Origin of the sequence: Oceanobacillus sp. FSL W8-0428, assembly GCF_038004405.1 — a bacterium.
Classification (GTDB): Bacteria; Bacillota; Bacilli; order Bacillales; family Amphibacillaceae; genus Oceanobacillus; species Oceanobacillus sojae.
In genome coordinates this window covers 1,355,474-1,381,012 of sequence record NZ_JBBORB010000001.1, presented here as the reverse complement: position 1 = coordinate 1,381,012, position 25,539 = coordinate 1,355,474, and the positions used below count along the sequence as shown (strand labels likewise).

26 protein-coding genes are annotated in these 25,539 nt (G+C 37.0%); 21 read left to right on the top strand and 5 right to left on the bottom strand.

Going from position 1 to position 25,539, the window contains the following annotated elements:
• Positions 1–128 precede the first annotated feature (128 nt).
• From jag to MKY30_RS06025, 13 genes are all read left to right on the top strand, one after another.
• Positions 129–740: an RNA-binding cell elongation regulator Jag/EloR gene (gene jag / locus MKY30_RS06085; protein ID WP_147212584.1), complete on the top strand. Its 612-nt coding sequence runs from the start codon at positions 129–131 to the stop codon at positions 738–740.
• Between the two features lie 494 nt (positions 741–1,234).
• Positions 1,235–2,611 carry a tRNA uridine-5-carboxymethylaminomethyl(34) synthesis GTPase MnmE gene (mnmE, locus tag MKY30_RS06080; protein ID WP_156986309.1) on the top strand — a complete coding sequence of 459 codons (1,377 nt, stop codon included), beginning with the start codon at positions 1,235–1,237 and terminating at the stop codon, positions 2,609–2,611.
• Between the two features lie 33 nt (positions 2,612–2,644).
• Positions 2,645–4,531 (top strand): tRNA uridine-5-carboxymethylaminomethyl(34) synthesis enzyme MnmG, encoded by a 1,887-nt coding sequence (gene mnmG / locus MKY30_RS06075; RefSeq protein WP_147212586.1) that lies wholly within the window; start codon positions 2,645–2,647, stop codon positions 4,529–4,531.
• A 188-nt stretch (positions 4,532–4,719) separates the two neighbouring features.
• The gene (rsmG, locus tag MKY30_RS06070; protein WP_147212587.1) at positions 4,720–5,436 is read left to right on the top strand and encodes a 16S rRNA (guanine(527)-N(7))-methyltransferase RsmG; all 717 of its coding nucleotides are present in this window, start codon (positions 4,720–4,722) and stop codon (positions 5,434–5,436) included.
• A gap of 587 nt (positions 5,437–6,023) precedes the next feature.
• Complete coding sequence (gene noc, locus MKY30_RS06065) at positions 6,024–6,881, top strand: nucleoid occlusion protein (RefSeq protein ID WP_147212588.1); 858 nt, start codon at positions 6,024–6,026, stop codon at positions 6,879–6,881.
• 478 nt (positions 6,882–7,359) lie between these two features.
• The gene (locus MKY30_RS06060; RefSeq protein ID WP_077602784.1) at positions 7,360–8,133 is read left to right on the top strand and encodes a ParA family protein; all 774 of its coding nucleotides are present in this window, start codon (positions 7,360–7,362) and stop codon (positions 8,131–8,133) included.
• A complete protein-coding gene (locus tag MKY30_RS06055) occupies positions 8,114–8,950 on the top strand; it encodes a ParB/RepB/Spo0J family partition protein (RefSeq protein WP_341083113.1) in 837 nt (278 codons plus the stop codon). Before MKY30_RS06060 ends, MKY30_RS06055 begins: the two co-directional genes overlap by 20 nt.
• A gap of 479 nt (positions 8,951–9,429) precedes the next feature.
• Positions 9,430–10,380: a metal ABC transporter solute-binding protein, Zn/Mn family gene (locus tag MKY30_RS06050; RefSeq protein ID WP_341083111.1), complete on the top strand. Its 951-nt coding sequence runs from the start codon at positions 9,430–9,432 to the stop codon at positions 10,378–10,380.
• Positions 10,373–11,146, top strand: coding sequence for a metal ABC transporter ATP-binding protein (locus tag MKY30_RS06045; RefSeq protein ID WP_341083109.1), 774 nt, complete (start codon positions 10,373–10,375; stop codon positions 11,144–11,146). Before MKY30_RS06050 ends, MKY30_RS06045 begins: the two co-directional genes overlap by 8 nt.
• A complete protein-coding gene (locus tag MKY30_RS06040; RefSeq protein WP_341083108.1) occupies positions 11,121–12,047 on the top strand; it encodes a metal ABC transporter permease in 927 nt (308 codons plus the stop codon). Before MKY30_RS06045 ends, MKY30_RS06040 begins: the two co-directional genes overlap by 26 nt.
• A complete protein-coding gene (locus MKY30_RS06035) occupies positions 12,044–12,931 on the top strand; it encodes a metal ABC transporter permease (RefSeq protein ID WP_147212593.1) in 888 nt (295 codons plus the stop codon). Before MKY30_RS06040 ends, MKY30_RS06035 begins: the two co-directional genes overlap by 4 nt.
• Positions 12,932–13,037: 106 nt before the next feature.
• On the top strand, positions 13,038–13,721 hold the full coding sequence (locus MKY30_RS06030) for a response regulator transcription factor (RefSeq protein WP_341083106.1): 684 nt from the start codon (positions 13,038–13,040) through the stop codon (positions 13,719–13,721).
• Complete coding sequence (locus MKY30_RS06025) at positions 13,718–14,602, top strand: sensor histidine kinase (RefSeq protein WP_341083105.1); 885 nt, start codon at positions 13,718–13,720, stop codon at positions 14,600–14,602. The genes MKY30_RS06030 and MKY30_RS06025 overlap by 4 nt, the downstream gene beginning before the upstream one ends.
• Before the next feature lie 97 nt (positions 14,603–14,699).
• On the opposite strand, the gene MKY30_RS06020 is transcribed toward MKY30_RS06025, so the two are convergent.
• Together MKY30_RS06020 and MKY30_RS06015 are read right to left on the bottom strand one after the other, a co-directional pair.
• Positions 14,700–15,476, bottom strand: coding sequence for an ABC-2 transporter permease (locus MKY30_RS06020; protein ID WP_147212596.1), 777 nt, complete (start codon positions 15,474–15,476; stop codon positions 14,700–14,702).
• A complete protein-coding gene (locus MKY30_RS06015; protein ID WP_341083104.1) occupies positions 15,469–16,401 on the bottom strand; it encodes an ABC transporter ATP-binding protein in 933 nt (310 codons plus the stop codon). The genes MKY30_RS06020 and MKY30_RS06015 overlap by 8 nt, the downstream gene beginning before the upstream one ends.
• 530 nt (positions 16,402–16,931) lie before the next feature.
• Between MKY30_RS06015 and MKY30_RS06010 the strand changes: the two genes are divergently transcribed.
• On the top strand, positions 16,932–17,636 hold the full coding sequence (locus MKY30_RS06010; protein ID WP_147212598.1) for a DUF554 domain-containing protein: 705 nt from the start codon (positions 16,932–16,934) through the stop codon (positions 17,634–17,636).
• Positions 17,637–17,679: 43 nt separating this feature from the next.
• Here the strand turns inward: MKY30_RS06010 and yyaC are convergent, their stop codons facing one another.
• Positions 17,680–18,279, bottom strand: coding sequence for a spore protease YyaC (gene yyaC, locus MKY30_RS06005; protein ID WP_147212599.1), 600 nt, complete (start codon positions 18,277–18,279; stop codon positions 17,680–17,682).
• Positions 18,280–18,357: 78 nt separating this feature from the next.
• On the opposite strand from yyaC, the gene MKY30_RS06000 reads away from it, so the two are divergent.
• From MKY30_RS06000 to rpsR, 7 genes are all read left to right on the top strand, one after another.
• Positions 18,358–19,377, top strand: a complete 1,020-nt coding sequence (locus MKY30_RS06000; protein ID WP_147212600.1) for a YkvI family membrane protein — start codon at positions 18,358–18,360, stop codon at positions 19,375–19,377.
• 237 nt (positions 19,378–19,614) lie between these two features.
• Positions 19,615–20,520: a mechanosensitive ion channel family protein gene (locus MKY30_RS05995; protein WP_341083101.1), complete on the top strand. Its 906-nt coding sequence runs from the start codon at positions 19,615–19,617 to the stop codon at positions 20,518–20,520.
• 102 nt (positions 20,521–20,622) lie between these two features.
• Positions 20,623–20,820 carry a DUF951 domain-containing protein gene (locus MKY30_RS05990; protein WP_341083100.1) on the top strand — a complete coding sequence of 66 codons (198 nt, stop codon included), beginning with the start codon at positions 20,623–20,625 and terminating at the stop codon, positions 20,818–20,820.
• 190 nt (positions 20,821–21,010) lie between these two features.
• Positions 21,011–22,111 carry a redox-regulated ATPase YchF gene (gene ychF / locus MKY30_RS05985; RefSeq protein WP_147212602.1) on the top strand — a complete coding sequence of 367 codons (1,101 nt, stop codon included), beginning with the start codon at positions 21,011–21,013 and terminating at the stop codon, positions 22,109–22,111.
• A 234-nt stretch (positions 22,112–22,345) separates the two neighbouring features.
• Positions 22,346–22,633 carry a 30S ribosomal protein S6 gene (rpsF, locus tag MKY30_RS05980; RefSeq protein ID WP_077602768.1) on the top strand — a complete coding sequence of 96 codons (288 nt, stop codon included), beginning with the start codon at positions 22,346–22,348 and terminating at the stop codon, positions 22,631–22,633.
• A gap of 15 nt (positions 22,634–22,648) precedes the next feature.
• The gene (gene ssb, locus MKY30_RS05975) at positions 22,649–23,161 is read left to right on the top strand and encodes a single-stranded DNA-binding protein (RefSeq protein WP_147212603.1); all 513 of its coding nucleotides are present in this window, start codon (positions 22,649–22,651) and stop codon (positions 23,159–23,161) included.
• A gap of 41 nt (positions 23,162–23,202) precedes the next feature.
• Positions 23,203–23,433, top strand: coding sequence for a 30S ribosomal protein S18 (gene rpsR / locus MKY30_RS05970; RefSeq protein WP_077602766.1), 231 nt, complete (start codon positions 23,203–23,205; stop codon positions 23,431–23,433).
• A 209-nt stretch (positions 23,434–23,642) separates the two neighbouring features.
• On the opposite strand, the gene MKY30_RS05965 is transcribed toward rpsR, so the two are convergent.
• Entirely contained in the window at positions 23,643–23,837 is a 195-nt protein-coding gene (locus tag MKY30_RS05965; RefSeq protein WP_147212604.1) for a BshB3 potential contributor to bacillithiol synthesis, read from the bottom strand.
• A 281-nt stretch (positions 23,838–24,118) separates the two neighbouring features.
• Positions 24,119–25,489: a CitMHS family transporter gene (locus tag MKY30_RS05960; RefSeq protein ID WP_339283862.1), complete on the bottom strand. Its 1,371-nt coding sequence runs from the start codon at positions 25,487–25,489 to the stop codon at positions 24,119–24,121.
• Positions 25,490–25,539: the final 50 nt, after the last annotated feature.

The following is a 25,539-nucleotide window of genomic DNA, read 5'->3' as shown; positions in this document are numbered from 1 at the left end:
CTCATAGCAATTATGAAGCTCTTCAGAAATTAAATATAGCGTCTATTTTCCGCATAATTTATGGTTATATTTCTTTATTAAATAAAGGAAATTACGGACGCTTATGCTGAAAAATGGAGGGGAAACGATTGAGAGAAGTAACTGCAAGTGGTCAAACAGTTGAAGAAGCGGTTCAATCAGCTCTGGAGCAATTAGGAGTAGAGAAGAGCCAAGTAGATGTTGAGGTCATTGATGAAGGTAAAAAAGGAGTATTTGGAATTTTTGGATCTAAACGAGCTTTTGTAAAAGTAACAGTAGCAAAGGACCCGATTGAAGAGACAGCTCAATTTATCAAAGAAGTTACTAGCAACATGAATCTCTCAGTAAAAATAGATACAGAAGTGAAAGAAAATCATGTAACGTATACAATGCATCATGAAAATATTGCAAAGCTTATCGGAAAAAGGGGTCAGACCCTAAATGCGTTGCAATATTTAGTGCATTTAGTCATTAATAAGCATAATGATACGTATTATACAGTAACATTGGATGCGGAAGGTTACCGTGCGAGAAGAAAGGAAACCTTGGAATCACTTGCGTTGAAAATGGGAGATAAAGCACAGAAAACAAAGAAACGAGTTGTACTGGAGCCGATGCCGGCATTTGAACGTAAAATTATCCATAGTGTTCTGCAGGATAAGCAGGTTTCTACTTATTCTGATGGTGTCGAGCCTCATCGTCATATTGTTATTAAACCTTAAAACCAAAGCCTGAGAATGCGTCAGATCTCTCAGGTTTTGGTTTTTTATATTCATCCACCATTAAGAAGAAGATTTTAACAATGTATTTAAAATTGTATTAGTGATTTTTAATACCGTTGTTTTTCCACTTCCTGAAACTCCTCCAACAACAATTATATAAGGTTTATTCATCGCATCCACCTCTATGGTTTAAAATGAATTATTCCATTGTAATATATCATAAATAGCACGTCTCGAAAAAATAATCTTAGCCTCAGTTCTATAAGCTAGAAGCAAATTAAATAGTTTTCTATTTATCATTTCACTTATCCACTAACAGAAAAAACAAAGAAATACGTTATACACATGTGGATAACAAGAGTGTTAAGGATTTAAAAGTATTCATGTGGATAAGTTTCTTTTTTTTAAAATCTATGTTATTCTTGATTGTTAGTGATAATAAAAATTAACGATTTAATTATAGATATAGAATGAAGGTAAGGCAGGTGAATAAAATGGATACAGATACAATAGCGGCAATATCTACTCCAATTGGCGAGGGAGCTATTGCAATTGTGCGTCTAAGCGGGCCAGAAGCAGTCTCGTTTGCCTCTGATGTGTTTGAAGGAAAGAGTCTGAAAGAGGTAGATTCTCATACGATTCATTATGGAAAAGTTGTTGATCCGGTAACGAGGGAATTAGCAGAAGAGGTCATGGTATCTGTGATGCGTGCTCCCAAAACGTTTACGCGTGAAGATATTGTTGAGATTAATTGTCATGGCGGTTTAGTATCTGTGAACCGTGTGTTAGAGATTATGCTGGCAAAAGGAGCTCGACTGGCTGAGCCGGGTGAATTTACAAAACGTGCCTTTTTAAACGGGCGTATTGATTTATCACAGGCGGAAGCTGTTATGGATTTAATTCGTGCAAAGACAGATAAGGCGATGAATGTGGCATTAAAGCAAATGGATGGACGTTTATCGAAGCTTATTCAGACGTTAAGACAGGAATTACTGGAAACAGTTGCTCATGTAGAGGTAAATATCGATTATCCAGAGTATGATGATGTAGAGGAAATGACGCATACCTTAATGGAAGAAAAGACCAAAGAGGTAGGGCTCGAAATAGAGAAGCTGCTGGAGGTTGCTGCGCAGGGGAAAATTCTGCGTGAAGGACTGGCAACAGCCATTATTGGCCGGCCAAATGTCGGGAAATCTTCCTTAATGAATACATTAGTCCAGGAAAATAAAGCAATTGTAACGGAAATTCCAGGAACAACAAGAGATATTATTGAAGAATATGTGAATGTCCGCGGCGTTCCATTACGTTTAGTCGATACAGCCGGCATCCGGGAAACAGAGGATATTGTAGAGCGCATCGGTGTGGATCGTTCCAGACAGGTATTGAAGGAATCAGATTTAATTTTATTTGTATTAAATTATAATGAAGCTTTGAGCGAGGAAGATAAAAAATTATTTGAAGCCGTTCAAGGATTAGAATATATTGTTATTATTAATAAGACAGATTTAGAACAGAAATTAGATTTGGAAGAGGTAAAGGCATTTGCTGAAGGGAAGTCTGTCGTAACAACTTCCTTAATTGAAGAGCAGGGTGTTGATGAGCTGGAGCAGGCAATTGCCAATACCTTCTTTTCTGGTGAAGTAGATGCAGGAGATTTAACTTATGTATCCAATGTACGCCATATCCAGCTGCTGAAGCAGGCAAAGCAGGCATTAGATGATGCCCGTGAAGCAATCGAACTGGGGATGCCTATGGATATTGTCCAAATTGACGTGACACGCTCATGGGAGTTTATGGGAGAAATTATTGGCGATACAGCAAGCGACAGTTTAATTGATCAATTGTTCTCTCAATTCTGCTTAGGAAAATAAGGGATATGTTTAATAAAGGAAAGGAAGAATAAAATGACTTACAATGCAGGAAATTATGATGTCATTGTTGTTGGAGCCGGCCATGCTGGAGTAGAAGCTGCGTATGCTTCTGCCCGTATGGGAGCAAAAACATTAATGCTGACATTGAACTTAGATATGATAGCCTTTATGCCTTGTAACCCATCCATCGGTGGACCTGCAAAGGGTATTGTTGTACGTGAAATTGATGCACTCGGCGGAATTATGGGGAAAATCATTGATAAAAGCTATATTCAAATGCGTATGCTGAATACCGGGAAAGGGCCAGCTGTACAAGCATTGCGTGCCCAGGCAGATAAACCGGTATATATGCAGGAAGTTAAGAATCTCGTTGAAAATGAAAAAAACTTAACTGTGCGCCAGGGAATGGTTAATTCTCTTATTGTAGAGGATGGTATTTGTAAAGGAGTTATTACAGAAACAAAGGCTGCTTACTATGCAAAATCTGTCATTGTCACTACTGGAACATTTATGCGCGGGAAAGTGTTGATGGGTGATTTAGAGTATGAAAGTGGTCCAAATAACCAGCGTGTATCCATTAAATTATCTGAAAACCTGGAAGAGCTTGGTTTTAACCTGACACGTTTTAAAACTGGTACACCGCCGCGGGTAAACAGTCATACAATTGATTATTCAAAAACAGAAATTCAGCCGGGGGACGAGAATCCGAAAAGCTTCTCTTATGAAACAACGGAAGTTATTGAAAATCAAATTCCTTGCTGGTTAACGTATACAAATGAATTTACACATCAGGTAATTAATGAAAACCTGACATTGTCTGCGATGTATTCCGGTATGAAACGTGGAACAGGTCCAAGATACTGTCCATCTATTGAAGATAAAATTGTCCGTTTTAATGATAAACCGCGACACCAGATTTTCTTAGAACCGGAAGGAAGAAATACAGAAGAGGTCTATGTACAGGGACTGTCGACATCTTTACCGGAATCTGTTCAGCATGAAATGGTAAAATCTGTTCCTGGTCTGGAAAATGCCGAAATTATGCGGGCAGGCTATGCCATTGAATATGATGCTGTCGTGCCGACACAGCTTTGGCCGACATTGGAAACTAAACGTTTACCAGGTTTATTTACCGCTGGTCAAATTAACGGAACATCTGGTTATGAAGAAGCAGCTGGTCAAGGATTGATGGCTGGAATGAACGCAGCGGCAAAAGTAACAGGAAAAGAGCCGATTATCTTAGACCGTTCACAAGCTTATATCGGTGTAATGATAGATGATCTAGTAACAAAAGGGACAAACGAGCCTTATCGTTTACTGACATCACGTGCAGAATATCGTTTATTACTTCGTCATGATAATGCAGATTTGCGTCTTACTGATATTGGATATGACTACGGGTTAATTTCTGAGGAAAGATATGCAGCTTTCACCGCGAAGAAAGAGCAGGTGGAAGCTGAGAAAAAACGTTTAAATAAAATTGTTGTCAAACCGACAGAAGAAGTACAGAACGTAATGAAATCTGCCGGCGCTGCGCCAATGAAAGAAGCAGTAAAAGCATATGATTTATTAAAACGCCCGGAATTAACGTATGAGCATGTAGAAAAAATGATTGAAAATGGAGAGAATATTAGTGAGGATGTAAAAGAACAGGTAGCAATTCAAATTAAGTATGAAGGTTACATTAAAAAAGCAAGAGAGCAAGTAGCAAGAATGCTTAAAATGGAGGATAAGAAAATCCCTGCAGATATTGATTATACTGCTATCAACGGGATTGCAACAGAAGCGATTGAGAAGCTGAAAAAAGTCCGTCCGCTGTCTGTTGGCCAAGCATCCAGAATTTCAGGAGTAAACCCTGCAGACATTTCCATCCTTCTTGTTTACATTGAACAAGGAAATATTGCCCGAATTGCAAATTAAAATGAAGAAAATAGCGGCGTTATAGATACGTCGCTATTTTTCTAAATTGTATAGTGCTCTCTATTTTGATATATACATATAAGAACATAATACTTTAAGGGAGGGAATTATCTTCTTCCTGAATAAAAGAAATTATATAATAAGCTTACAACCTCTGAAAAAATAATGGCGTGATAAAGGAGACTGTTATGAAACCAGAAATATTTGTACAATATTTGGAAGAAAAAGGGATAATATTAAATGAAGCACAGCAAAAAGCATTTGACATTTATTTCAAAGAGCTGGTCGAATGGAATGAAAAAATAAATTTGACAGCAATTACAGAAGAAGAGGAAGTGTATGAAAAGCATTTCTATGATTGTATTACTGCGGCTTTCTACACAGATATGACGCAGGAATTATCTATTTGTGATATTGGTGCAGGTGCAGGATTTCCCAGTATTCCATTGAAAATATGCTTTCCGCATCTAAAAGTAACAATCATTGATTCCTTGAAAAAACGGATTACTTTCTTGAATCATTTAGCGAATAAGCTGGAATTGACAGATGTAGCATTTTACCATGACCGTGCTGAAATTGCCGGAAAGAATGAGGCTTTTCGTGAAAAGTATGATTTGGTAACTGCAAGAGCAGTAGCCAGAATGTCCGTATTAAGTGAATTATGTCTCCCGTTTGTAAAAAAAGGCGGTTATTTTATTGCAATGAAAGGTTCACAGGCAAAAGAAGAACTGGAGGCAGGAAAAGCAGCAATTGAATTGCTTGGCGGAGAAGTAGAATCTATTGATACTTTTACACTTCCTCAGGATGCAGGTGAACGCTCTATTATTAAAGTGGTTAAAAAGCGTAAGACACCAAAAAAATATCCAAGAAAAGCAGGATTGCCAAATAAAGAACCAATTGAATAAATACTCTTTAGATTATTTAAACTCATTTTATATTTTTTCAGCGGCAGGTATGGTAAAATAAAACTATACATATCGATTGTTCGTTGTTGTATTTTGTGAAGCATAGATGCTATTATAGGAATATTATAGGTGTGGATTTATGATGTATATAGAGATACTTTAAAAGTCTCTAAATGATAAGCGGTGAGGTAATGACCTTCTACTAAAACTGTCCATGTTGAGTGGGGGAAGCAGGAGGTAACAGATTATATCGTCTTTATCTTCAAGAATGAATTCAGACCCATTTGAACATGTGCTTATAATAGATGAATTCATCAGATATTTATTGGGGAATGTATAGTGCTTCTATAAAAAATGTAAAGGCTTGATGATAGGCGTTATTTATTTTTAATATAGAAAAAATGACAGGATAAAGAACCAATAAAGATAATGTTTCACGTGAAACATTATCTTTTAAGTGAAGATCAGGTATGAAATTAACATGAATGGGCTCAGTTAAAATAATTATTGCGTAAAGCCTCGAGCTTTTATTTTATATAGATGGAATAAAGAAATAGTTTGTTAATTTTAGAAGGTGGTGTCAGCAAGTGGTGAGTCCTTTTAATCGGATATTTGGAAAAAGCGATAAGGATCCAATTGATACGGACAAGGTTTCCTATTCTTCAGATGAAGTGATTCAACTCGATATCGATAAAATTCAGGCCAATCGCTACCAGCCACGAACGATTTTTCAGGAAGAAAAGATTAAAGAGTTAGCTCAAACCATACACACACATGGTATGATCCAGCCAATTGTCGTTCGTAAAATAGATGATGATTCTTTCGAATTAATTGCAGGGGAAAGAAGATGGCGGGCAGTTCAGCATTTAGGCTGGAAGAAAGTGTCCGCAATTATTCGTGAAATGAGCGATACAGAAACGGCCTCTGTTGCGCTGATTGAAAATTTACAACGTGAAGAACTGACTGTCATTGAAGAAGCTATCGCATATAACAAGCTGCTTGAGCTGCATGATTTGACACAGGAAGCATTAGCACAGCGTCTTGGTAAAAATCAGTCTACGATTGCGAATAAGCTGCGGTTATTAAAGCTGCCAAAAGAGGTACAGGATGCTTTATTAAAGAAATTAATTACAGAAAGACATGCCCGTGCTTTAATTAAGTTAAAAGACGAAGAGCAGCAGCTTCTTGTTTTAAAAGAAGTTCTTGAAAAAGAATGGAATGTGAAACAAACAGAAGAGCGAATTGCTAAAATCAATGAGCCAAAAGAAGAGAAGCGGAAGCCAAGACCTAAATTGAAAGGTATCAATAAAGATGTCCGAATTGCCATGAATACAATCAGGCAGTCGCTTAATATGGTATCAGATACTGGTGTTGACGTGGAATCAGATGAACAGGAACTGGAAGATTATTATCAAATAACTATTAAAATACCTAAACAAAAATAGTTGCGGAATTATCGGCATTTATGTTTTTTATTGCCCATCTTTAGTTGAGATGGGTATTTATTTTGAAGAGAATTAATATATAATAGGAGATATTAGAATTCGCAGGTGGTACTTTGGATAATTCTATATTAAAATTAAATTAAAATTTGCTAGAAAGCATCGTAATTTATAAATAAATGCTATGATAGTGAATAGAGAAGTGATTGCTCAAGTTTTTTTGATAAAAAGAATGAAAAATGCTGGATTTATTCAATTTATCATGGTAAAAGTGTCCGTGAAAAATTTGATTTCTTAACTAAGATGAAGAAAAGATAATAGATAATGGACTGGACACATACTGCCTGATTTGTTCAAGGGCCTTTATGAGGCGCCTTTGAAGTACTATCATTTAGCGGCAAAAGTTTGATGAACTCTGCTGAATGAACTTTCATTTTATCAAGAAAGATTTGAACAACCTCCGAGTAAGGTAGGTGTCAACATGGGGAAAATTATATCCATCGCAAATCAAAAAGGTGGCGTTGGAAAAACAACATCGTCTGTGAATGTCAGCGCTTGTTTAGCTTCATTGGGGAATAAGGTACTGCTCGTTGATACAGATCCTCAAGGAAATGCAACGAGTGGTGTCGGCGTTAATAAGGCAGATGTTAATCAATGTATCTACAATGTGTTAGTAGAGGATACGCCAGCAGAAGATGTCATTGTTTCTTCAAATTTAGAGAACTTAGATATTATTCCTGCTACAATACAGCTTGCAGGATCAGAAATTGAACTTGTTCCCATTATATCAAGAGAAATACGTTTAAAATCTGCATTAGGTGAGATAAAAGACCAGTATGATTACATTATTATTGATTGTCCGCCATCATTAGGGTTACTGACAATTAATGCATTAACTGCATCAGATACTGTAATGATTCCGGTACAATGCGAGTATTATGCATTAGAAGGACTGAGTCAGCTACTAAATACGATAAGACTGGTGCAAAAGCATTTAAATAAAGAATTAATGATTGAAGGTGTTCTTTTAACAATGCTGGATGCACGTACTAATCTTGGAATTCAAGTTATTGAAGAAGTGAAAAAGTATTTCCAGGATAAAGTATTTGAAACAATTATTCCAAGAAATGTTCGTTTAGGTGAAGCACCAAGCCATGGTCAGCCAATTATCTCTTATGACCCCAAATCCCGCGGTGCAGAGGTATATCTTGATTTAGCGAAGGAAGTGATGACAAATGCAGAGAGGGTTAGGTAAAGGGATTAATGCGTTGTTTCCAGAAGTAGAAAAAGACAATAAAGATAATATTCAAGAGATTGAATTATCTAAATGCCGTCCCAATCCTTATCAGCCGAGAAAGAGCTTTCAAGCAGACTCCATCGAAGAGTTAAAGGATTCTATCAAAGAATATGGTGTAATTCAACCAATTATTGTAAGGAAAAGTCTTAAAGGCTATGAAATTGTTGTCGGAGAAAGAAGATACCGGGCAGCGAAAGAAGCCGGACTCAAGACAATTCCTGCTATCATTCGGGAATTAACGGATGAGCGAATGATGGAAATCGCGTTGTTAGAAAATCTCCAACGTGAAAACCTGACTCCAATTGAAGAAGCACAAGCCTACGCCAATTTAGTAGAGAAGCTGAATATTACCCAGCATGTACTCTCTGAAAGATTAGGAAAAAGCCGTTCACATATTGCGAATATGATTCGTTTATTATCATTACCTGAAGAAGTTATTGCTTATATAAATAATGGCGAGCTGTCGATGGGACATGGACGGGCACTTCTTGGGTTAAAGAATCCGGAAGCTATCGTTGTTTTAGCAGATAAAATACGCAAAGAGAAGTTAAATGTAAGGCAAGTAGAAAAGCTTATAATAGAAATGAACGAAAAACAGGTGAAAAAACAGAAGAAGCCTAAAAAAGATATATTTATTCGGGAGAGAGAAACTGTACTTCGTGATGCTCTTGGAACAGCGGTTCATATTCATAAAGGAAAAAAGAAGGGTAAAATTGAAATTGAATTTTATAATGACGATGATTTAAATCGCATTCTGGAATATCTTGAAAAATAAAAAATAGCCGATATATATTCTGTGACCATTCATTAGAATATATATCGGCTATTTTTATACGATTATAGATGTAAATAATAGTAAGTGGATATGGAAGAGAATGAGCCGCCAAAAAATGTCAATCAATAATACGACGGTGTTACGGCAGCTATCAATCAAATATGAACTAAAACATTAATAATCCGTAAACTTTTGACATGTGACTATAAATTTGAATAAAGCATAAAATGATAAATAAATAAGCAGTCAGTAAGACAGAATAGTATTAATGCTGCTGTCTCATTTATAGCTTGATTGTTCTGACAATAAGGCTTTCAAAACAAAGGTGTAACCGCTAACTTCAATATAATGGAAATAAAGTTTCCCTAACGAAAAATAATAGACAAGATAAAATTTACTTGACAAAACGAAATACAATGCATAAAGTAGGTGGTAGATAATAAAGTTTGCCTTACGCAAAAAACGAGGGAGGAAGAAAGATGAAGGAAGCTTGGAAGAGGATATTGGGCTTTGCTATATTAATGGGGGTATTATTATTAGCAGCTTGCGGCTCAGATAATGATGAAGGCGAAGAAGGAGCTGCAGATGGTGAACCGATTGAAGTTGTTACAACTATTGCACAAATCGGAGAGCCGATATCTGAAATCGGCGGTGATCTTGTTAATGTTGAAAGCTTGATGGGACCTTCTATTGATCCGCATTTATATGATCCTACAGAGAGTGATATATCAAAATTGCAAGAAGCAGATGTAGTATTGTATAGCGGTTTAAATTTAGAAGCTAATATGGTTGAACCATTAGAGTCTATTGGTCAAGAAAAGCCAGTATTAGCAATTGCTGATACGTTACCGGAAGATGAACTGCTAACGGATGAAGAAGGGGCAACTGACCCGCACGTATGGTTTGATTACGAATTATGGCAGCAGGCATTGGATGCGGGTGTGGAAGAGTTAAAAGAGTACGCACCAGAATATGCTGATCAATTGGAAGAAAATAAACAAGCATATTTCGAAAAGCTGGACCAATTAGGGGCAGAAGCAGAAAAATTACAAGACATTCCTGAAGATCAGCGCTACCTGGTAACTGCACATGATGCATTTAGTTATTTTGGAAGAATGAATGACATTGAAGTAGTGGGCTTGCAAGGAATAAGTACAGAAAGTGAAGCAGGAGTTTCTGACGTCAATGATACAATAGCTACAATTGTAGAACATAATGTTCCAGCTATCTTTGTAGAAAGCAGCGTTAATCAGGATACGATAAATGCAGTAATCGAAGGAGCTGCCAATCAAGGTGTTGATGTTGAAATTGGAGGAGAATTATACTCTGATGCAATGGGAGAAGAAGGTACAACGGAAGGTACTTATATCGGAATGTATGAACACAATATAAATACAATTTATGACGCATTATCTGGAGGAGATGAGTAAAGTGGTATCATCTGTTATAAATGTGGATGATTTATCTGCTTCCTACCAAAAAAATAAAGTATTAAATGATGTAGGTTTTGAAGTGAAGGAAGGAACAATTACAGCAATTGTCGGTCCTAATGGAGCCGGTAAATCAACATTAATTAAGACTATGTTAGGACTTCACCCTAAGCTGACCGGAAAAGTCAGTTTTTGGGGCAGTTCTTTTAAAACCGCAAAGAAGAAAATCGGTTATGTTCCTCAGCGCGGATCTGTAGACTGGGATTTTCCTACGGATGCGCTTGATGTGGTAACGATGGGTCTATATGGAAAGATTGGCTGGTTTCGGATTCCTTCAAAAAAAGATAAAGAGAAAGCGATGAATGCCTTAAAGAAAATGGGAATGGAAGCATACGCACATCGGCAAATCAGCCAGTTATCAGGAGGGCAGCAGCAGCGTGTATTTTTAGCGCGGGCGCTGGCCCAAGATGCGGAGCTATACTTTATGGATGAACCATTGGCAGGAGTAGATGCATCCACAGAAAAAGCGATTATGACAATTTTGAAAGAATTAAAAAGCAATGGAAAAACTGTTTTAGTCGTCCATCATGACTTACAAACCGTCCCTGAATATTTTGACCATGTTTTATTTTTAAATAAAACAGTATATGCATATGGTGAAACAGAAGAAGTATTTACAAAGGATAATATTGCAACAACGTATGGTGGAGATATGCAATGGGTTGGAAAGGGAGATCAATATGTTATCCAATCTAGTTCACATTAATACGCTGTGGGTGATGGCGAGTACAATGATTCTGGGAATTGCTGCCGGCGGAATTGGCTGTTTAGCTTATTGGAAGAGACAAAATCTGATGAGTGACGCCTTGTCCCATGCGGCTCTTCCCGGGGTTGTTGTAGCTTTCTTGATTATTCAGGAAAAAAATCTGTTATTGCTTGTCATTGGTGCTGCTCTTAGCGCTCTGTTAGGAGCGTTCTTTATTCAATGGTTTACAAGTGCAAGCCGAATTACTGAAGACACAGCCATGGGGATGACATTATCTGTCTTTTATGGTGTCGGAGTGATGCTTTTGGCGATTGCCAACCGTTCTCCCGGGGGAAATCAGAGCGGGTTAAATAACTTTATTTACGGGCAGGCTGCGGCAATGGTACGTTCCGATGTTATTACTATGGTTGTACTGGCAGCAATTGTTATTTTTATCATATTCATTGCTTTTAAGGAATGGAAATTATTTTTATTTGATCCTGATTTTGCGAAAGGCATCGGATTATCCATACGTGGTATGAATGTGCTTTATACCATTGTACTGGTTACAACGATTGTTATTGGCATACAGGCTGTCGGTGTTATTTTAATGGCGGCAATGTTAATTATTCCAGCTGTAAGCGCGAGGTATTGGACCCATTCTTTTAAAATGATGATATTACTCTCCTCCGTTATTGGGGGAGCATCGGGTGCATTTGGTACATGGGTAAGTTCAACTGGCAGTGGTCTGCCAACTGGACCATTTATCGTACTTACTTCCGCAGCAGTGTTTACTATATCATTATTTTTCGGAAAAGAGCATGGGATTGTTATTCGCTATATCCAGTTTAAAATGCAACAGCGATCCTCACGTCTGGATCATCAGCAAGTTATGACAGAGAAAGGAGGAAGACCACAATGAGCTACTCCATGTGGATTATTTTAACAGCATCTCTGGTCGGTTTATCCTGCGGATTGATTGGGGTCTTCCTTATTCTTAGAAAACAGGCAATGATGGCAGATGGAATCAGCCATACCGTATTATTAGGTATCGTATTAGCTTATATGGTGACACAGGAGGTCAGTGGGCCGGCGATGCTGATAGGTGGTATTTTTGCAGGAATTCTTACTGCGTTTCTGGTTCAAACATTATCGAGCTTGAAGGTTCGGCATGATGCCTCCTTAGGTATTGTTTTTACGTCACTGTTTGCTATTGGTGTTATTCTAATCTCTACTTCGGTCGGTAATGTCCATTTAGATGTAAAGCACGCTCTGATGGGAGAGATTACATTTATTCCATTTACAACGATGGATATTCCTTTGATTGGGTCTATTCCCAAAGCGACAGCATTACTTTTACTCGTATTGTTGGTAGTGATATTCTTCATCGTTGCTTTTTATAAAGAATGGAAAATTACTTCGTTTGATGCAGCGCTGGCAGCGAGCTTAGGAATTCCGGTGATATTCTTTCACTATTTATTTATGACGCTTGTATCAGTAACAACAGTTGCTTCCTTTGATGCAGTCGGTGCGATACTCGTGGTTGCGATGCTAATTACGCCTGCAGCTGCAGCTTATCTATGGACAGATAAGTTAATCGTAATGCTGTTTCTTAGCGGCGGATTCGGTGTATTATCAGCCATTATCGGTTATTGGATTGCAACATGGCTGGATACATCTATTTCCGGCTCCATGGCACTTGCGACAGGATGTATCTTTTTTGTAACCTTTCTGCTTTCGCCAAAGCACGGTCTGATTTCAAGATTGGTGCGTCCGGCGGAGTTAAGAGAGGAACAGGAAGCATAAAATATTTTTGTGAAATAAAGGAGTTTCGTATCTGAGATAGGATATGGAATTCCTTTTTCTTTTGCTATACTACTAATAAAAGAAAAATAGTGGGAGTAATCAACGTATGGCGAAAATCTTAGTAGTGGAAGACAATAACGAAATCAATCAAATGTTAGTAGAGCTATTATCAGAAAGCTATCATGTAGTAGGGGCCTATTCGGGAACGGAAGGATTACTTTTGTTTCAACAGGAATCTCCTGATCTAGTAATGCTGGATATCATGCTGCCTGGAAAGAATGGTGATCAGGTATTATCAGAGATTCGCAAAGCCAGCCAAGTACCTGTGATTATGCTGACAGCTTTGGGAGAGAAAAGACTTGTCAGTGAATATTTGCTGAATGGAGCTAATGATTATATTACGAAGCCTTTTGATGATGACGAATTATTTGCCAGGGTCACGGTCCAGTTACGTCATTTTAGACAGGATCTCAAGACAGATAGTCTGCGGTACATTAAAAATATTATGGTAGATATGTCTAATTTTGAAATTTCACGTAATGAGGAAAGCGTGCGGCTTGGTAAGAAGGAATTTGAAATTCTAACATATTTGTTAGAGCATCCTAATCAGATTTTTACGAAAGAGCAGTTGTACGAAATCATTTGGAAGGAGAGCTACTTGCCGGGAGATAATTCCTTAAATGCACAGCTGAGTAATTTGCGGAAAAAGATTGCTGTGTTAGATTCAGAAGAAGAATATATTGAGACAATCTGGGGCATCGGTGTACGTCTGGCAGGTGATAAGAGATGATCATCCTGGTTATTTTATCAATCGGTATATGCTGTTTTTTTGCTTTTCTCTATTTTCAGCAAAAAAACGCTCTAAAAAGATTATTGATTGATATAGAAGCGAAGAAAGTCTCTGAAACTAATTTGCTGTTAACAAGTAAGACACAGAATACGGAAGTAGAAAAAGTAATAAATGCATTTAACCTGCTTTTTGAAGAGCTGAGAGAGACGAAAGTGACAAGCCGGCAAGAACAGGAGACATTAAAATTAGCTCTTCACAATATTACCCATGATATTCGTACGCCGTTGACAGTTGCCAGCGGTTATACGCAGCAGCTTTTGAGAAAGAAAACAAACGAACAGGAAATACTAGAGAAAATTCAAGATAATATACGCACAGTTTCTGGGCGTGTAGATATTTTATTAGAATACCAAAACCTTTTAGAGCAATCTATTAAACCTATCTTTCAGACAGTGAATCTTACAGAGCTTGTGAAGCAGGAATTATTACAATACTATGATGCTCTTCAGGAAAAGGATTTTGACGTTGATATTGATTTAGAACAGGCGTATATTATTACAAATGATATCGATTTGTTAAAGCGGATTATGCAAAATATTTTTGGAAACGTTTTAAAACATGGCAGAGATTGTTTACAGGTTCGTGTAAGTGAAACACAAGAGAGGATCCAGGTAAAAGTAGTCAATCGGGAGAGGCAGCCCATTAAGAATTTAGAAAAGCTGACGACACGTTTTTATTCAGAAAACATGTCAAAAACAGAGGATTCCTCTGGATTAGGTTTATATATTGCAAGAGAACTGGCCGAATTAACAGGCGGTTACCTGATTATTCAAGAGAAAGAAGATTTATTTATGGTGATCTTAGATTGGCCGCATGCATAAAAAGCAGGGGAGAGTGTCGGGTTAAATAAAAGAAATAAGGTTCTATGCTTGTTAGAAGTAATAGAACCTTATTTCTTTTGTAATACAAACATTGTTCTTATAAGCTTTTATGGCGAAAAGCCTGATAAGCGATATAATTCATAACAATAATAACACCTAAGCTGAAGCCCAGGAAAGTCAGCCAGGAAAAATCTGGTAAGTCACGTATCCAAGCAAAATTAATCCCATATTGAAAGTCGAAATACTTGAGCCAGCCGATGTTGAAAAAAGCGCTTAAAACATTGATAATCAATGGGATTACAATGATAATGATAACACTGCTTACATTGGAAAATGTGATAACCAGAATGCAAAGGCCAATGATAAAAATGGCCTGGAAAGCTATAAATTGGATTCCTATTGTTTGTAAAGCATTCATCCAGAAATCCTTTGGAGCGGTACCAATTCCATTCTTAACAGCAGCGGTAAGAAAAGCAAAAGTATAATAAAAAAGAAATTGCAGGGCTGTGACTACGATGAAAATCAAATACTTCGACCCGAAGTATTGAAGACGGGAAACACCGGAAGTCAGTTGATTTTTATAACTCTTATGGACAAAATCATAGCCTGCAATCATAACAAGTAATGGCAGACAGAAATAAATCAGGAAGCTGGCCATGCTGGAAAAAGCGATGAATGTCTGATAGCTGTCCCAATCATGAACCTGCAAATGGCTTTGCATATCTGTAGGTTCCTCTAAAGTATTTACACCAACATTCCCTGTAGCTTCTGCTGAGACGCTAATGACTACAAACAGGATTAATAAAAACTGGGTAATATAAAATCCTTTTGTGTGAAATAAACGATAAAGATCTGCACGTACCGCATTAACCATAGGTAATCTCCTCCATCTCGTCACGAACTAAGCTTGTGAAATATTTTTCTAAATCTTGTTTTTGGTAATAGATCGCATCGATAGGAATTTGCTGCTGCACCAGCAAAACAACAATGTGATTGATTTGATGTGAGTCATCGAAAATATGCATCGTATCTTTGGCAATAATCTTAATTTGATAATGATTTTTTTCTTTCAATACACGACTGACATTCTCCATCTGTGAAGTCTGTAATACAATATACTCTTGACTCAGTGTCTCAAATTCATTTTTTGAGATTTCTTTCACTAATTCACCATGATGGATAATTCCAAAACGGGTAGCCACATGATAAAGTTCAGATAAAATATGACTTGAAATAATGATGGTCATACCTTGTTCCTGCTGCAGCCTTTTTAACAATTGGCGGAATTCTATGATGGAGAGGGGATCTAACCCGTTAATCGGTTCATCCAGTATAAGAAAATCAGGCCGGGACAAAATGGCGATGGCAATCCCCAGCTTCTGTTTCATTCCTAAAGAATAATTTTTGAATTTCTTTTTATCTTTTGGATCCAATCCTACGATATCCAGCGTCTTCTGGATAATAGCTTTTTCGTCGGTAATTCCCCGTAATTTGCAGTAATAGGCAAGGTTTTCCCAACCGGAAAGTGATTCATAGGCAACTGGGATCTCAATAACACTGCCGGTTCTGCGTAAAGCCTTTACCCAGGTTTTTTCTGATGAAGACCCGAATAAAGCAATCCGTCCATTAGTGGGATCAATTAACTTCACAATGGATTTTAATAATGTTGTTTTCCCCGCTCCATTTCTGCCGATTAAACCATAGATTTCTCCTTTTTGTATGGACAAAGAAATATCTTTAAGAGCATATTGGCTTTTATATTTTTTATTTAAGTTTTTAATTTCTAATACAGTCTCCATTTCGCTTGCCTCCCATTCTTTATAATTTATATCATAAAGGGTGTTTCTCAGATTTTGCTCAATCAATTCTCAAATGTTTCTAAAAAATCATAAGCTCAGGGTAATTTTTAATAGATTTATGATCAAGAAAAAGGATTGCAAATTAATTGAAATTTGATTATAATGCTCCTTAACTCTTTATCCGAAAGGAAGGCTTGAAAACAGGATAAAATACTGCTACATATAAGAGTATAAACAGATAAAATTACTATATAAATTTTAATCGTATATAAAAAGAAACTTTAATTATTGGGAGTTTTACGGACTGCATAATAAAAAAGCTGAATTGTGTTTATAGACTTATTTATCATTATATAAAACATATTTAAACAGAAATGTTTCACGTGGAACATTTCTTGAGAGGACTTTGTAAAATAAGCTTGATATTGTTGTTTTACAGAGATTTTTGGGTGGGGGACTGAGAATGTGATTGCTCATTCAGGCAAACCTTTTGCGGTGTGGTAAAACCTCTTTAAACGGGAGGTCTGAAAGTGGCTTTATTTGGAACAATTGTTAATTTAGCATTTATTATTATTGGAAGTATTATTGGATTATTTTTCACAAAAATACCCGAACGGTTTAAAGAGACGGTTATGAATGGAATAGGGCTTGCCATTGTTTTGATTGGATTGCAAATGGCTTTGCAGACGGAGCAAATCATTGTTGTCTTACTAAGCCTGCTATCGGGAGCAATCATTGGGGAGGGCTTAAAGGTAGAAGAGGGGTTAAACCGTTTTGGGAAATGGATAGGTTACCGTTTTGCCGCTAATGAAAATGACACAAGCATCTCTCAAGGGTTTGTTACAGCTTCTCTTATATTTTGTGTCGGAGCAATGGCGATTATCGGAGCTTTAGACAGTGGTATCCGAGGAGATCATGGTATCTTGATTACAAAAGGAATTATTGATGGATTTACTGCACTTGTATTAACAACAACATTAGGTATTGGTGTTATCTTATCAGCAATTCCAGTTGTACTTTATCAGGGTTCGATTACACTTTTGGCAACACAAATTGACAAGTGGGTGCCGACCGCTTTTTTAGATGGTTTAATTGTAGAGCTGACAGCAGTTGGCGGACTTCTTATTTTGGCGATCGGTCTAAATTTATTAAATATCACCAAAATTCGTATCGGAAATTTATTACCCAGTATTTTGACGGTAGTGATTGTTTATTATGTATTTACATTATTTTAGAAATGAAAAAAATCGGGCTTTTATTGCCCGATTTTTTACTGTGTTAAATCGTCTTTTTAGCTGTATGTGTAATCAGGGAATGGGTTAGTTGGTTATCAACTTGTTTGAGTATACCTGCTATTTCTAAAGCCATATCCATGACGAGCGAAAGGCGGGTGTTTTGTAAAACAGTGTGCTCCATAAAACCGCTGACGTTGACAACCCCTGTAATATTCATATTTCCTACCTGTGGGAGTTGTTTATTTAATGCTAAGCCGGGCTTCAAAGGCTTATTTTCAGCAATAATACTTCCGATAGAGCTGCTCTTGCCCAGGCAGGCATCAATTGCAATCAGATAAGGTTTATCGTATTTTTTATAAATATTGCAGAGTGATTCTTGTAAATTAACAGCATGTACTGGGTCGTGAACAGTCCCATATACATGTAAATTCCTGGGACGCATTTCCTCAAAATATGTCCCGGCGAGCGGACCTAACGCGTCTCCTGTAGAACGATCTGTGCCAATAAAGATGGCAATATAATTATTTGCTTTCAAAGGAAACCATGGAAATATTTGATCAGATAATGTTTTAACTACGTCGGGTTCTTTATAATTTGCTCTGAAATGGTTTGATTGTATGCGCAGGCGATTTTTTAGATTCATAGCAGTTCCTCCAAAATCATATTGTTACAGTATACGGTAAATTACGAAGAACTATACGTATGAATTGGGGGAAGTACTATGTGGAGAAGAGGCCTGCAATGGACGGCGTTAATTCTTGGTGCAACGATTGGTGCCGGATATGTGTCAGGAAGAGAACTGTGGCAGTTTTTTGGACATGAAAGTGGACTGGCTATCGTCATATTTTCTTTTCTTTTTTCGTTTTCCTGTTATGTGATTATGGTAATCAGCTACCAATTGAAAAGTGCTAATTATTTACCTGTATTAGAAATTATTGCGGGAACAAAGCTGACGAAAGCATTTGACGGATTTATTCTTCTATATCTTTTTACGACAACGATGATTATGATTGCCGGGAGCGGGGCAACAGGGCAGGTGTTTCATTTACCATATTCTATGGGCATTGGGATTACCGGAATCGTCCTCGTGTTGTTATTTATTAAAGGGATAAAAGGTTTATTGACTTTTAATGAGCTTATATTGCCCATTTTGATTGGTGGACTTTTGTACGTATTAGTGGTGTATGTCTCTAAAGAAAATTTACAGCTGTTTGCATATTGGCACGAGCAGCGCAACTGGTTTGCTTCGTTACCTTTTACAGCACTAAATATCCTTCCTCTAATAGCTATTTTAGGAGCCATTGGAAATAAGGTGAAAGGAAGGGGCGAAATCATTATTTGCTGTATTGGGACAGGACTGTGTTTAGGAGTTGTCTCGTATATTTATAATAGCAGCCTGATTCAAATTGCAGATGAAATCATCCTGTATGAGATTCCTTTATTCGCTATTTTAAAGGAATTTCCATTAGGTATGATTCTATTTATGTCTATTCTTCTCTGGCTGGCAATTTTTACGACTGCGGCGGCGGGAATGCTGGGAATTGCTACGAGAGTACAGTCTTTTTTAAAAGAAGAAAAGCCAATGTATCTTATTGTACTTATTTCAGTATTGCTCATGCTGCCATTGACAGGATTTGGTTTTGCGAATTTGGTGAGCTTCCTCTATCCGCTTTACGGTATACTTAATTTATATATTTTAGCGAGGCTGTTAACCTATCCATTTTGGAAAAAAACAAAATAATCATTTCATTTATGGGTATTATGTATATAACTTCTAAGTAAAGGACTGTTAAAAAAATGAAGGTATTGGAGAATAGTATAATCCCGATGTTCTAAGGTCAAACTGCCAACGCATCAAAAATGCAAAATATTAGCTTTATATGTTTATTTTTTTGCAGATGGGAAAAACATTATGGTAGTATTTTTTAACATCCACTGGAAGAGCTGTTTATAGGGAAGTGAAAGGAGTTATATACGCATGAACTTGAATTTTATAAGCCATCAAATTGACAAGGTATGGGATTATTTAAGTGATCCTGAATTGTGGTTAGCTATTTTAGGAGGAGCGATCCGGATTGTTTTGATTCTCCTTATTTCCTGGCTGGTTGTCGGTATTGTGCGGAAAATTGTAGATAAGTTATTTGTACAAAGACAGCACGGACCGATAAGGATTCCAAAACGCAGGGAAGATACATTGAAGAAATTAATTAAGAGTGTCGTGGCATATGTTGTTTACTTTATGGCACTTGTTATGATATTGGAAGTCTTTAACTTTGAAATTGGACCGTTACTAGCTGGTGCTGGTGTTGCAGGTCTGGCAATTGGTTTTGGGGCACAAAACCTTGTACGTGATATCATTACAGGCTTCTTTATTATTTTTGAGGATCAATTTTCAGTAGGAGATTATGTGTTAGCTGCTGGAATAGAAGGAACTGTGGAAGAAATTGGATTACGTACATCAAAAATTGTTTCCTGGACAGGGGAGCTGAACATTGTTCCCAACGGAAATATTGATCAGGTGATCAATTATTCAGCTCGAAATGGTCTTTCTGTTGTTGATGTAAATGTGCCTTATGAAAGTGATGTTGCACAAGTGGAACAAATTATTCAGGAGGTAGCAGAAACACTTCCTGATAAATATGAGTTTATTTTAGGTGTTCCGGAGATTATCGGTGTTCAGAATTTGGATGTTTCCCACTTTGTTGTCCGTGTTATTGCTGAAACAGAACCGGTCTTCCAATGGGCAGGAGAACGGAATATCCGTAAAGAGATTCAGGATAAGCTGTATAAGTCAGGTATTAAAATTCCTTCTCCCCGGATTGTCACTTACTCCGAGAAGGAAATGGATCAATTAACACAAGAACGTCAGCAAAATCGAGGATAAACCTCTCTTAAATTTGCTATAATGGATGTAAGAAACCTCTGAGCGTCTGATTAAACAGGTGCTCAGAGCCAGACAGCATTATTTCAAAAAGGAGCAGGGAGTATGGATAAAGATTTTGGTTTAAATGACATTGTCCAAATGAAAAAGCCCCATCCATGCGGCGAAAACCGCTGGAAAATTATTCGGATGGGGATGGACATCCGTATAAAATGTCTCGGCTGCGGGCATAGTGTTCTTATCCCAAGAAGAGATTTTACAAAGAAGCTTAAAAAAGTTCTAGAAAAACATGAAGAATTGTAAAAAAAGATTTTGCTTATGAAAAGATAAGAGAAAAATAAATATTTTCTTAGAAGAAAACTCAAAACAGTGTTAAAGAATGCACTTGTTTTGAGTTTTCTCATGCTTGTCTTTTTATCAGGGACTATCTATAATTGGAGTTACGAAAATGTTCATGAACGAATTGAATCCTTAAGGAGTTGAAGAAGGTAATATGGCATTAACAGCAGGAATTGTCGGTCTTCCAAATGTAGGGAAATCTACACTATTTAATGCAATCACACAGGCTGGAGCTGAAGCAGCAAACTATCCATTTGCTACGATTGATCCGAATGTAGGGATTGTGGAGGTTCCAGACGAACGTTTAAATAAATTAACAGAGCTTGTAAAACCGAAAAAAACAGTCCCGACAGCATTTGAATTTACAGATATTGCAGGAATTGTAAAGGGTGCGAGCAAGGGTGAAGGATTAGGAAACCAATTCTTATCCCATATCAGACAGGTAGATGCGATTTGCCAGGTTGTCCGTTGTTTTGAAGACGAGAATATTACACATGTTTCTGGAAAGGTAGACCCGATAGATGATATTGAAATCATTAATTTGGAGCTGATTTTGGCAGATTTGGAATCTGTAAATAAACGATTCCATCGTGTGGAGAAGCTGGCACGTCAAAAGGATAAAGAAGCGCTGGTGGAGTATGAGTTACTGAACAAGATTAAAGAAGGTTTAGAGAATGACCAGCCGGTCCGTGCTTTAGAGTTTACAGAAGAGCAGGAAAAAACGGTTAAGGGCCTTCATCTGTTAACGAGTAAGCCAACATTATATGTAGCTAATGTAAGTGAAGATGAGGTAGCAGATCCAGATTCGAATGAAAATGTTCAAAAGGTAAAAGAATATGCAGCGAATGAAAATGCAGAAGTGATTGTTGTCTGCGCGCGGATTGAGGAAGAAATAGCAGAATTAGAGCCGGAAGAAAAAGAAGAATTTCTGGAAGACTTAGGTATTTCAGAATCAGGCTTAGACAAATTAATTAAGGCTTCTTATAACTTACTTGGACTGGCTACTTACTTCACAGCCGGTGAACAGGAGGTACGTGCATGGACCTTCCGTCAAGGGATAAAAGCACCACAGGCTGCGGGAATTATCCATACTGATTTTGAGCGTGGATTTATCCGTGCAGAGACCGTATCTTATGAAGATTTAGTGGATGCCGGCAATATGGCAACTGCAAGAGAAAGAGGCAAAGTAAGACTGGAAGGAAAAGAATATATCGTTCAGGACGGTGACGTTATTCATTTCCGTTTTAATGTATAATGGCGTATTCTGACTAGTCGCAATCTCGCTTTTAGAATATCCCTATGAAAAGAACGTTAGCGTAATAGTTGAAAAAGGTAAATCAGGTTCTCTCGAAGACTTGTCATAACATAATTTATTTGGTATAATATTGCATTGTGAGTAATTAGATAATTATTCCTTGCTCTTATGTCTATGATTCAACGTGGAATTATGAGAGATGAGGGCCGCTAAGACCAAAAGGAGGTGTAACGGATGAGAAAATACGAAACTATGTACATCATCCGCCCAGATATCGAAGAGGAAGCACAAACTGCTTTAATCGAGCGTTTTAACAAAATCCTTACTGATAACGGAGCGGAAATCGAAAAAGTTGATGAAAAAGGCAAGAAGCGTCTTGCATATGAAATCAATGACTATCGTGATGGCTATTATGTTATTATCAATTTCCAAAGTGATGAAGCTGCAGTAAATGAGTTTGATCGTTTAGCGAAATTCAATGATGATATTATTCGTCATATGACAATTAGAGATGAAAAATAATAAGGAGTGGTTCTGATGTTAAATCGTGTCGTATTGGTTGGCAGATTAACGAGGGATCCTGATTTACGCTATACTCCAAATGGTGTGGCAGTAGCCAACTTTACTATTGCTGTTAACAGACCTTTTTCAAATCAACAGGGAGATCGCGAAGCAGATTTTATAAACTGTGTCGTTTGGCGTAGACCAGCTGAAAACCTGGCGAACTATATGAAAAAAGGGAGCTTAATTGGTGTAGATGGTCGTGTTCAAACACGTAATTTCGATGGACAAGATGGCAAACGGGTTTATGTAACAGAAATTGTTGCAGATAGTGTTCAATTCCTGGAGACAAAAGGTTCTCAAGGCGGAGGGCAATATCAATCTGATGGCTACCAGAGTAACCAAAATAATCAGAACCAATATCAACAAAATCCATTTTCATCAAATCAAAATCAAAGCTTTAATCAAAACCAAAACCAAAATCAGGAAGATCCATTTAAAAATAATGGAGAACCGATTGATATATCAGATGATGATTTACCGTTTTAAGTCGTTATCTAAACAAATATAATATAAAAGGAGTGTTTCACATGGCAGCTCGTCGCGGACGTGCAAAACGTCGTAAGGTGTGTTATTTCACAGCAAACGGAATTACGCACATCGATTATAAAGATGTTGACTTGCTAAGACGTTTCGTTTCTGAACGTGGAAAAATTCTTCCTCGTCGTGTAACTGGAACTTCTGCAAAATATCAACGTAAATTAACAATTGCAATTAAACGTGCTCGTCAAATGGCTTTATTGCCTTACGTAGCAGAGTAATAATAAAACCCTTAAGTTCTGATGGACTTAAGGGTTTTATTATTGATAAAGGATAAAAGCATATTAAATTTTAATGTACTAAGTACAAACATATTTTTTAGTCCCTAAGGGTAAGAGAATCATATTTATAATGAAAAATGTAAATCAAAATAATAGCAATAAAAAAGCAGTATACTTACTATGAAGAAAAAGCTCATCCCAAAATCCTTTTAAATGAAAGCCCATATCAGTACAGAGGCCAAAATAATTGCAGGAAGACCGATGAAGTAAATATAGGAAAGACTTGAAAAGCTTTTCTTTCGTTCGTAATTATCATCTAATCGCTTTGTTACATAAATGGTGCCGGCTAAAGCAGCAATACAAACGACAATAACAATAACGATAAGGATATTCAGCATGTCCATATTATTTTTCACCTCCATATAGGGTTTATTATAAAAATATTCAAAATATAATACAATTAGAATGATTAATATGACTCAGATAAGTAATCATTTTAATTGATTTTATCATATCTGCTCTTCAGCATTTTTTTTCTATCTTTTAGTCATATACTAAGATTATCAAAGAATAAGGATATTAATTTTGACAAATTATAAATATCTTTCTAATAATAAAAAAGCTCTCTAAGTACAGTAGAATATTTTCCTGTACTTAGAGAGCTAAAGAATGTATTGTTTTCACGCTAGATTGTTACAACACCAATTAATATTGCACAACCTAATAGTACAATACTGAATCCCCATAACCAGAAGAAAGAGTATTTGATATGTTTACCCATGTTGGCTGAAGCAAGTCCAATTCCCAACCATAATGCAGGAGAGAAAGGACTTACAAATGTTCCGATGATATTACCAATCATCATGGAATAAGCAGTGGATACAGACGCAATATCCTGTGTACTTGCAATCTGATCAACAATTGGCAGTAAAGCGAAATAATAAGCATCTGTGCTGGTCAATAAATCTAAAGGAACCCCGAAGATACCAACAATGATATGTATAATTGGAACAACAAAAGCTGGCATAATAGTAATGGCAGTAAGTGCTATTTGTTCAAGCATCCCTGATTCATTCAGGACACCAAGGAATACTCCAGCGGCTAAAATAACAGCAGCCATCATTAAGGCGTTTGGCGCGTGTTCTTTGACACGGTTCATTTGCTGATCGACACCTTTGTAGTTCAATGGAAGGGCAATAGCAACACCAATCATAAACGCATATTGAGGTGCCAGTAAACCTGCCATCATAGTTCCTAATACTAGAATGGTAAGAACGAGGTTTGCAATATTTCTCCATTCAACATCTCGAGGCTGCTCTTTAGCTACAGCCATTTCTTCATTTTGTTTCTTGGTAAAGTTATCTGCGATTGCAAGAATATTAACGCTTTCACTTATTGTGATTTCTCCAGCAGCAACTTTTTTACTGATTTTTCTTTTTTCACGAAGTCCCAGAAAGGCTGCTAATATTAAAATGAGTACAGCACCAATCGCTTGTACAGGAATAAGCGGCAGATAGAATTCAATTAGATCCATATTAATAACTGTCGCTGCACGGGCTGCGGGTCCGCCCCAGGGAATCATATTAATTACACTGGCACTTAAAGCAACTAATAATAGCAATAAATAACGACTCATATGTAGTTCCTTATATAGGGGAAGTAATGCAGGGATACAAAGAAGGAAAGTAGACGCTCCGGCACCATCCAGCTGTGCAATCATTCCAATAACCGCCGTTGCCATAGCAACGATAATAACATTTCCTTTAGTTACTAAAATCATAAAACGTATAAATGGATTAAATAAGCCACTGTCCTGCATAATTCCAAAATAAACAATGGCAAAGATGAACATAATCACTACGCCCATAACTTGCTCAGAACCAGCTGCTAAAAATCCAGATAGTTCCTTAAAATTAAATCCTGCTATAAAAGCCCCGATAATAGGAATGATTGTCATCCCAACAATAGGGCTAATCTTATTCGAGATAAGCAGACCAACAATTGAAAAAATAATTAAAAGACCGACAATTGTCAGCCAAACAGAAATTTCTTCCATACTAAACTCCTTTCATTTGTAAACGCTTTACATGATTGTTAAAAAATACA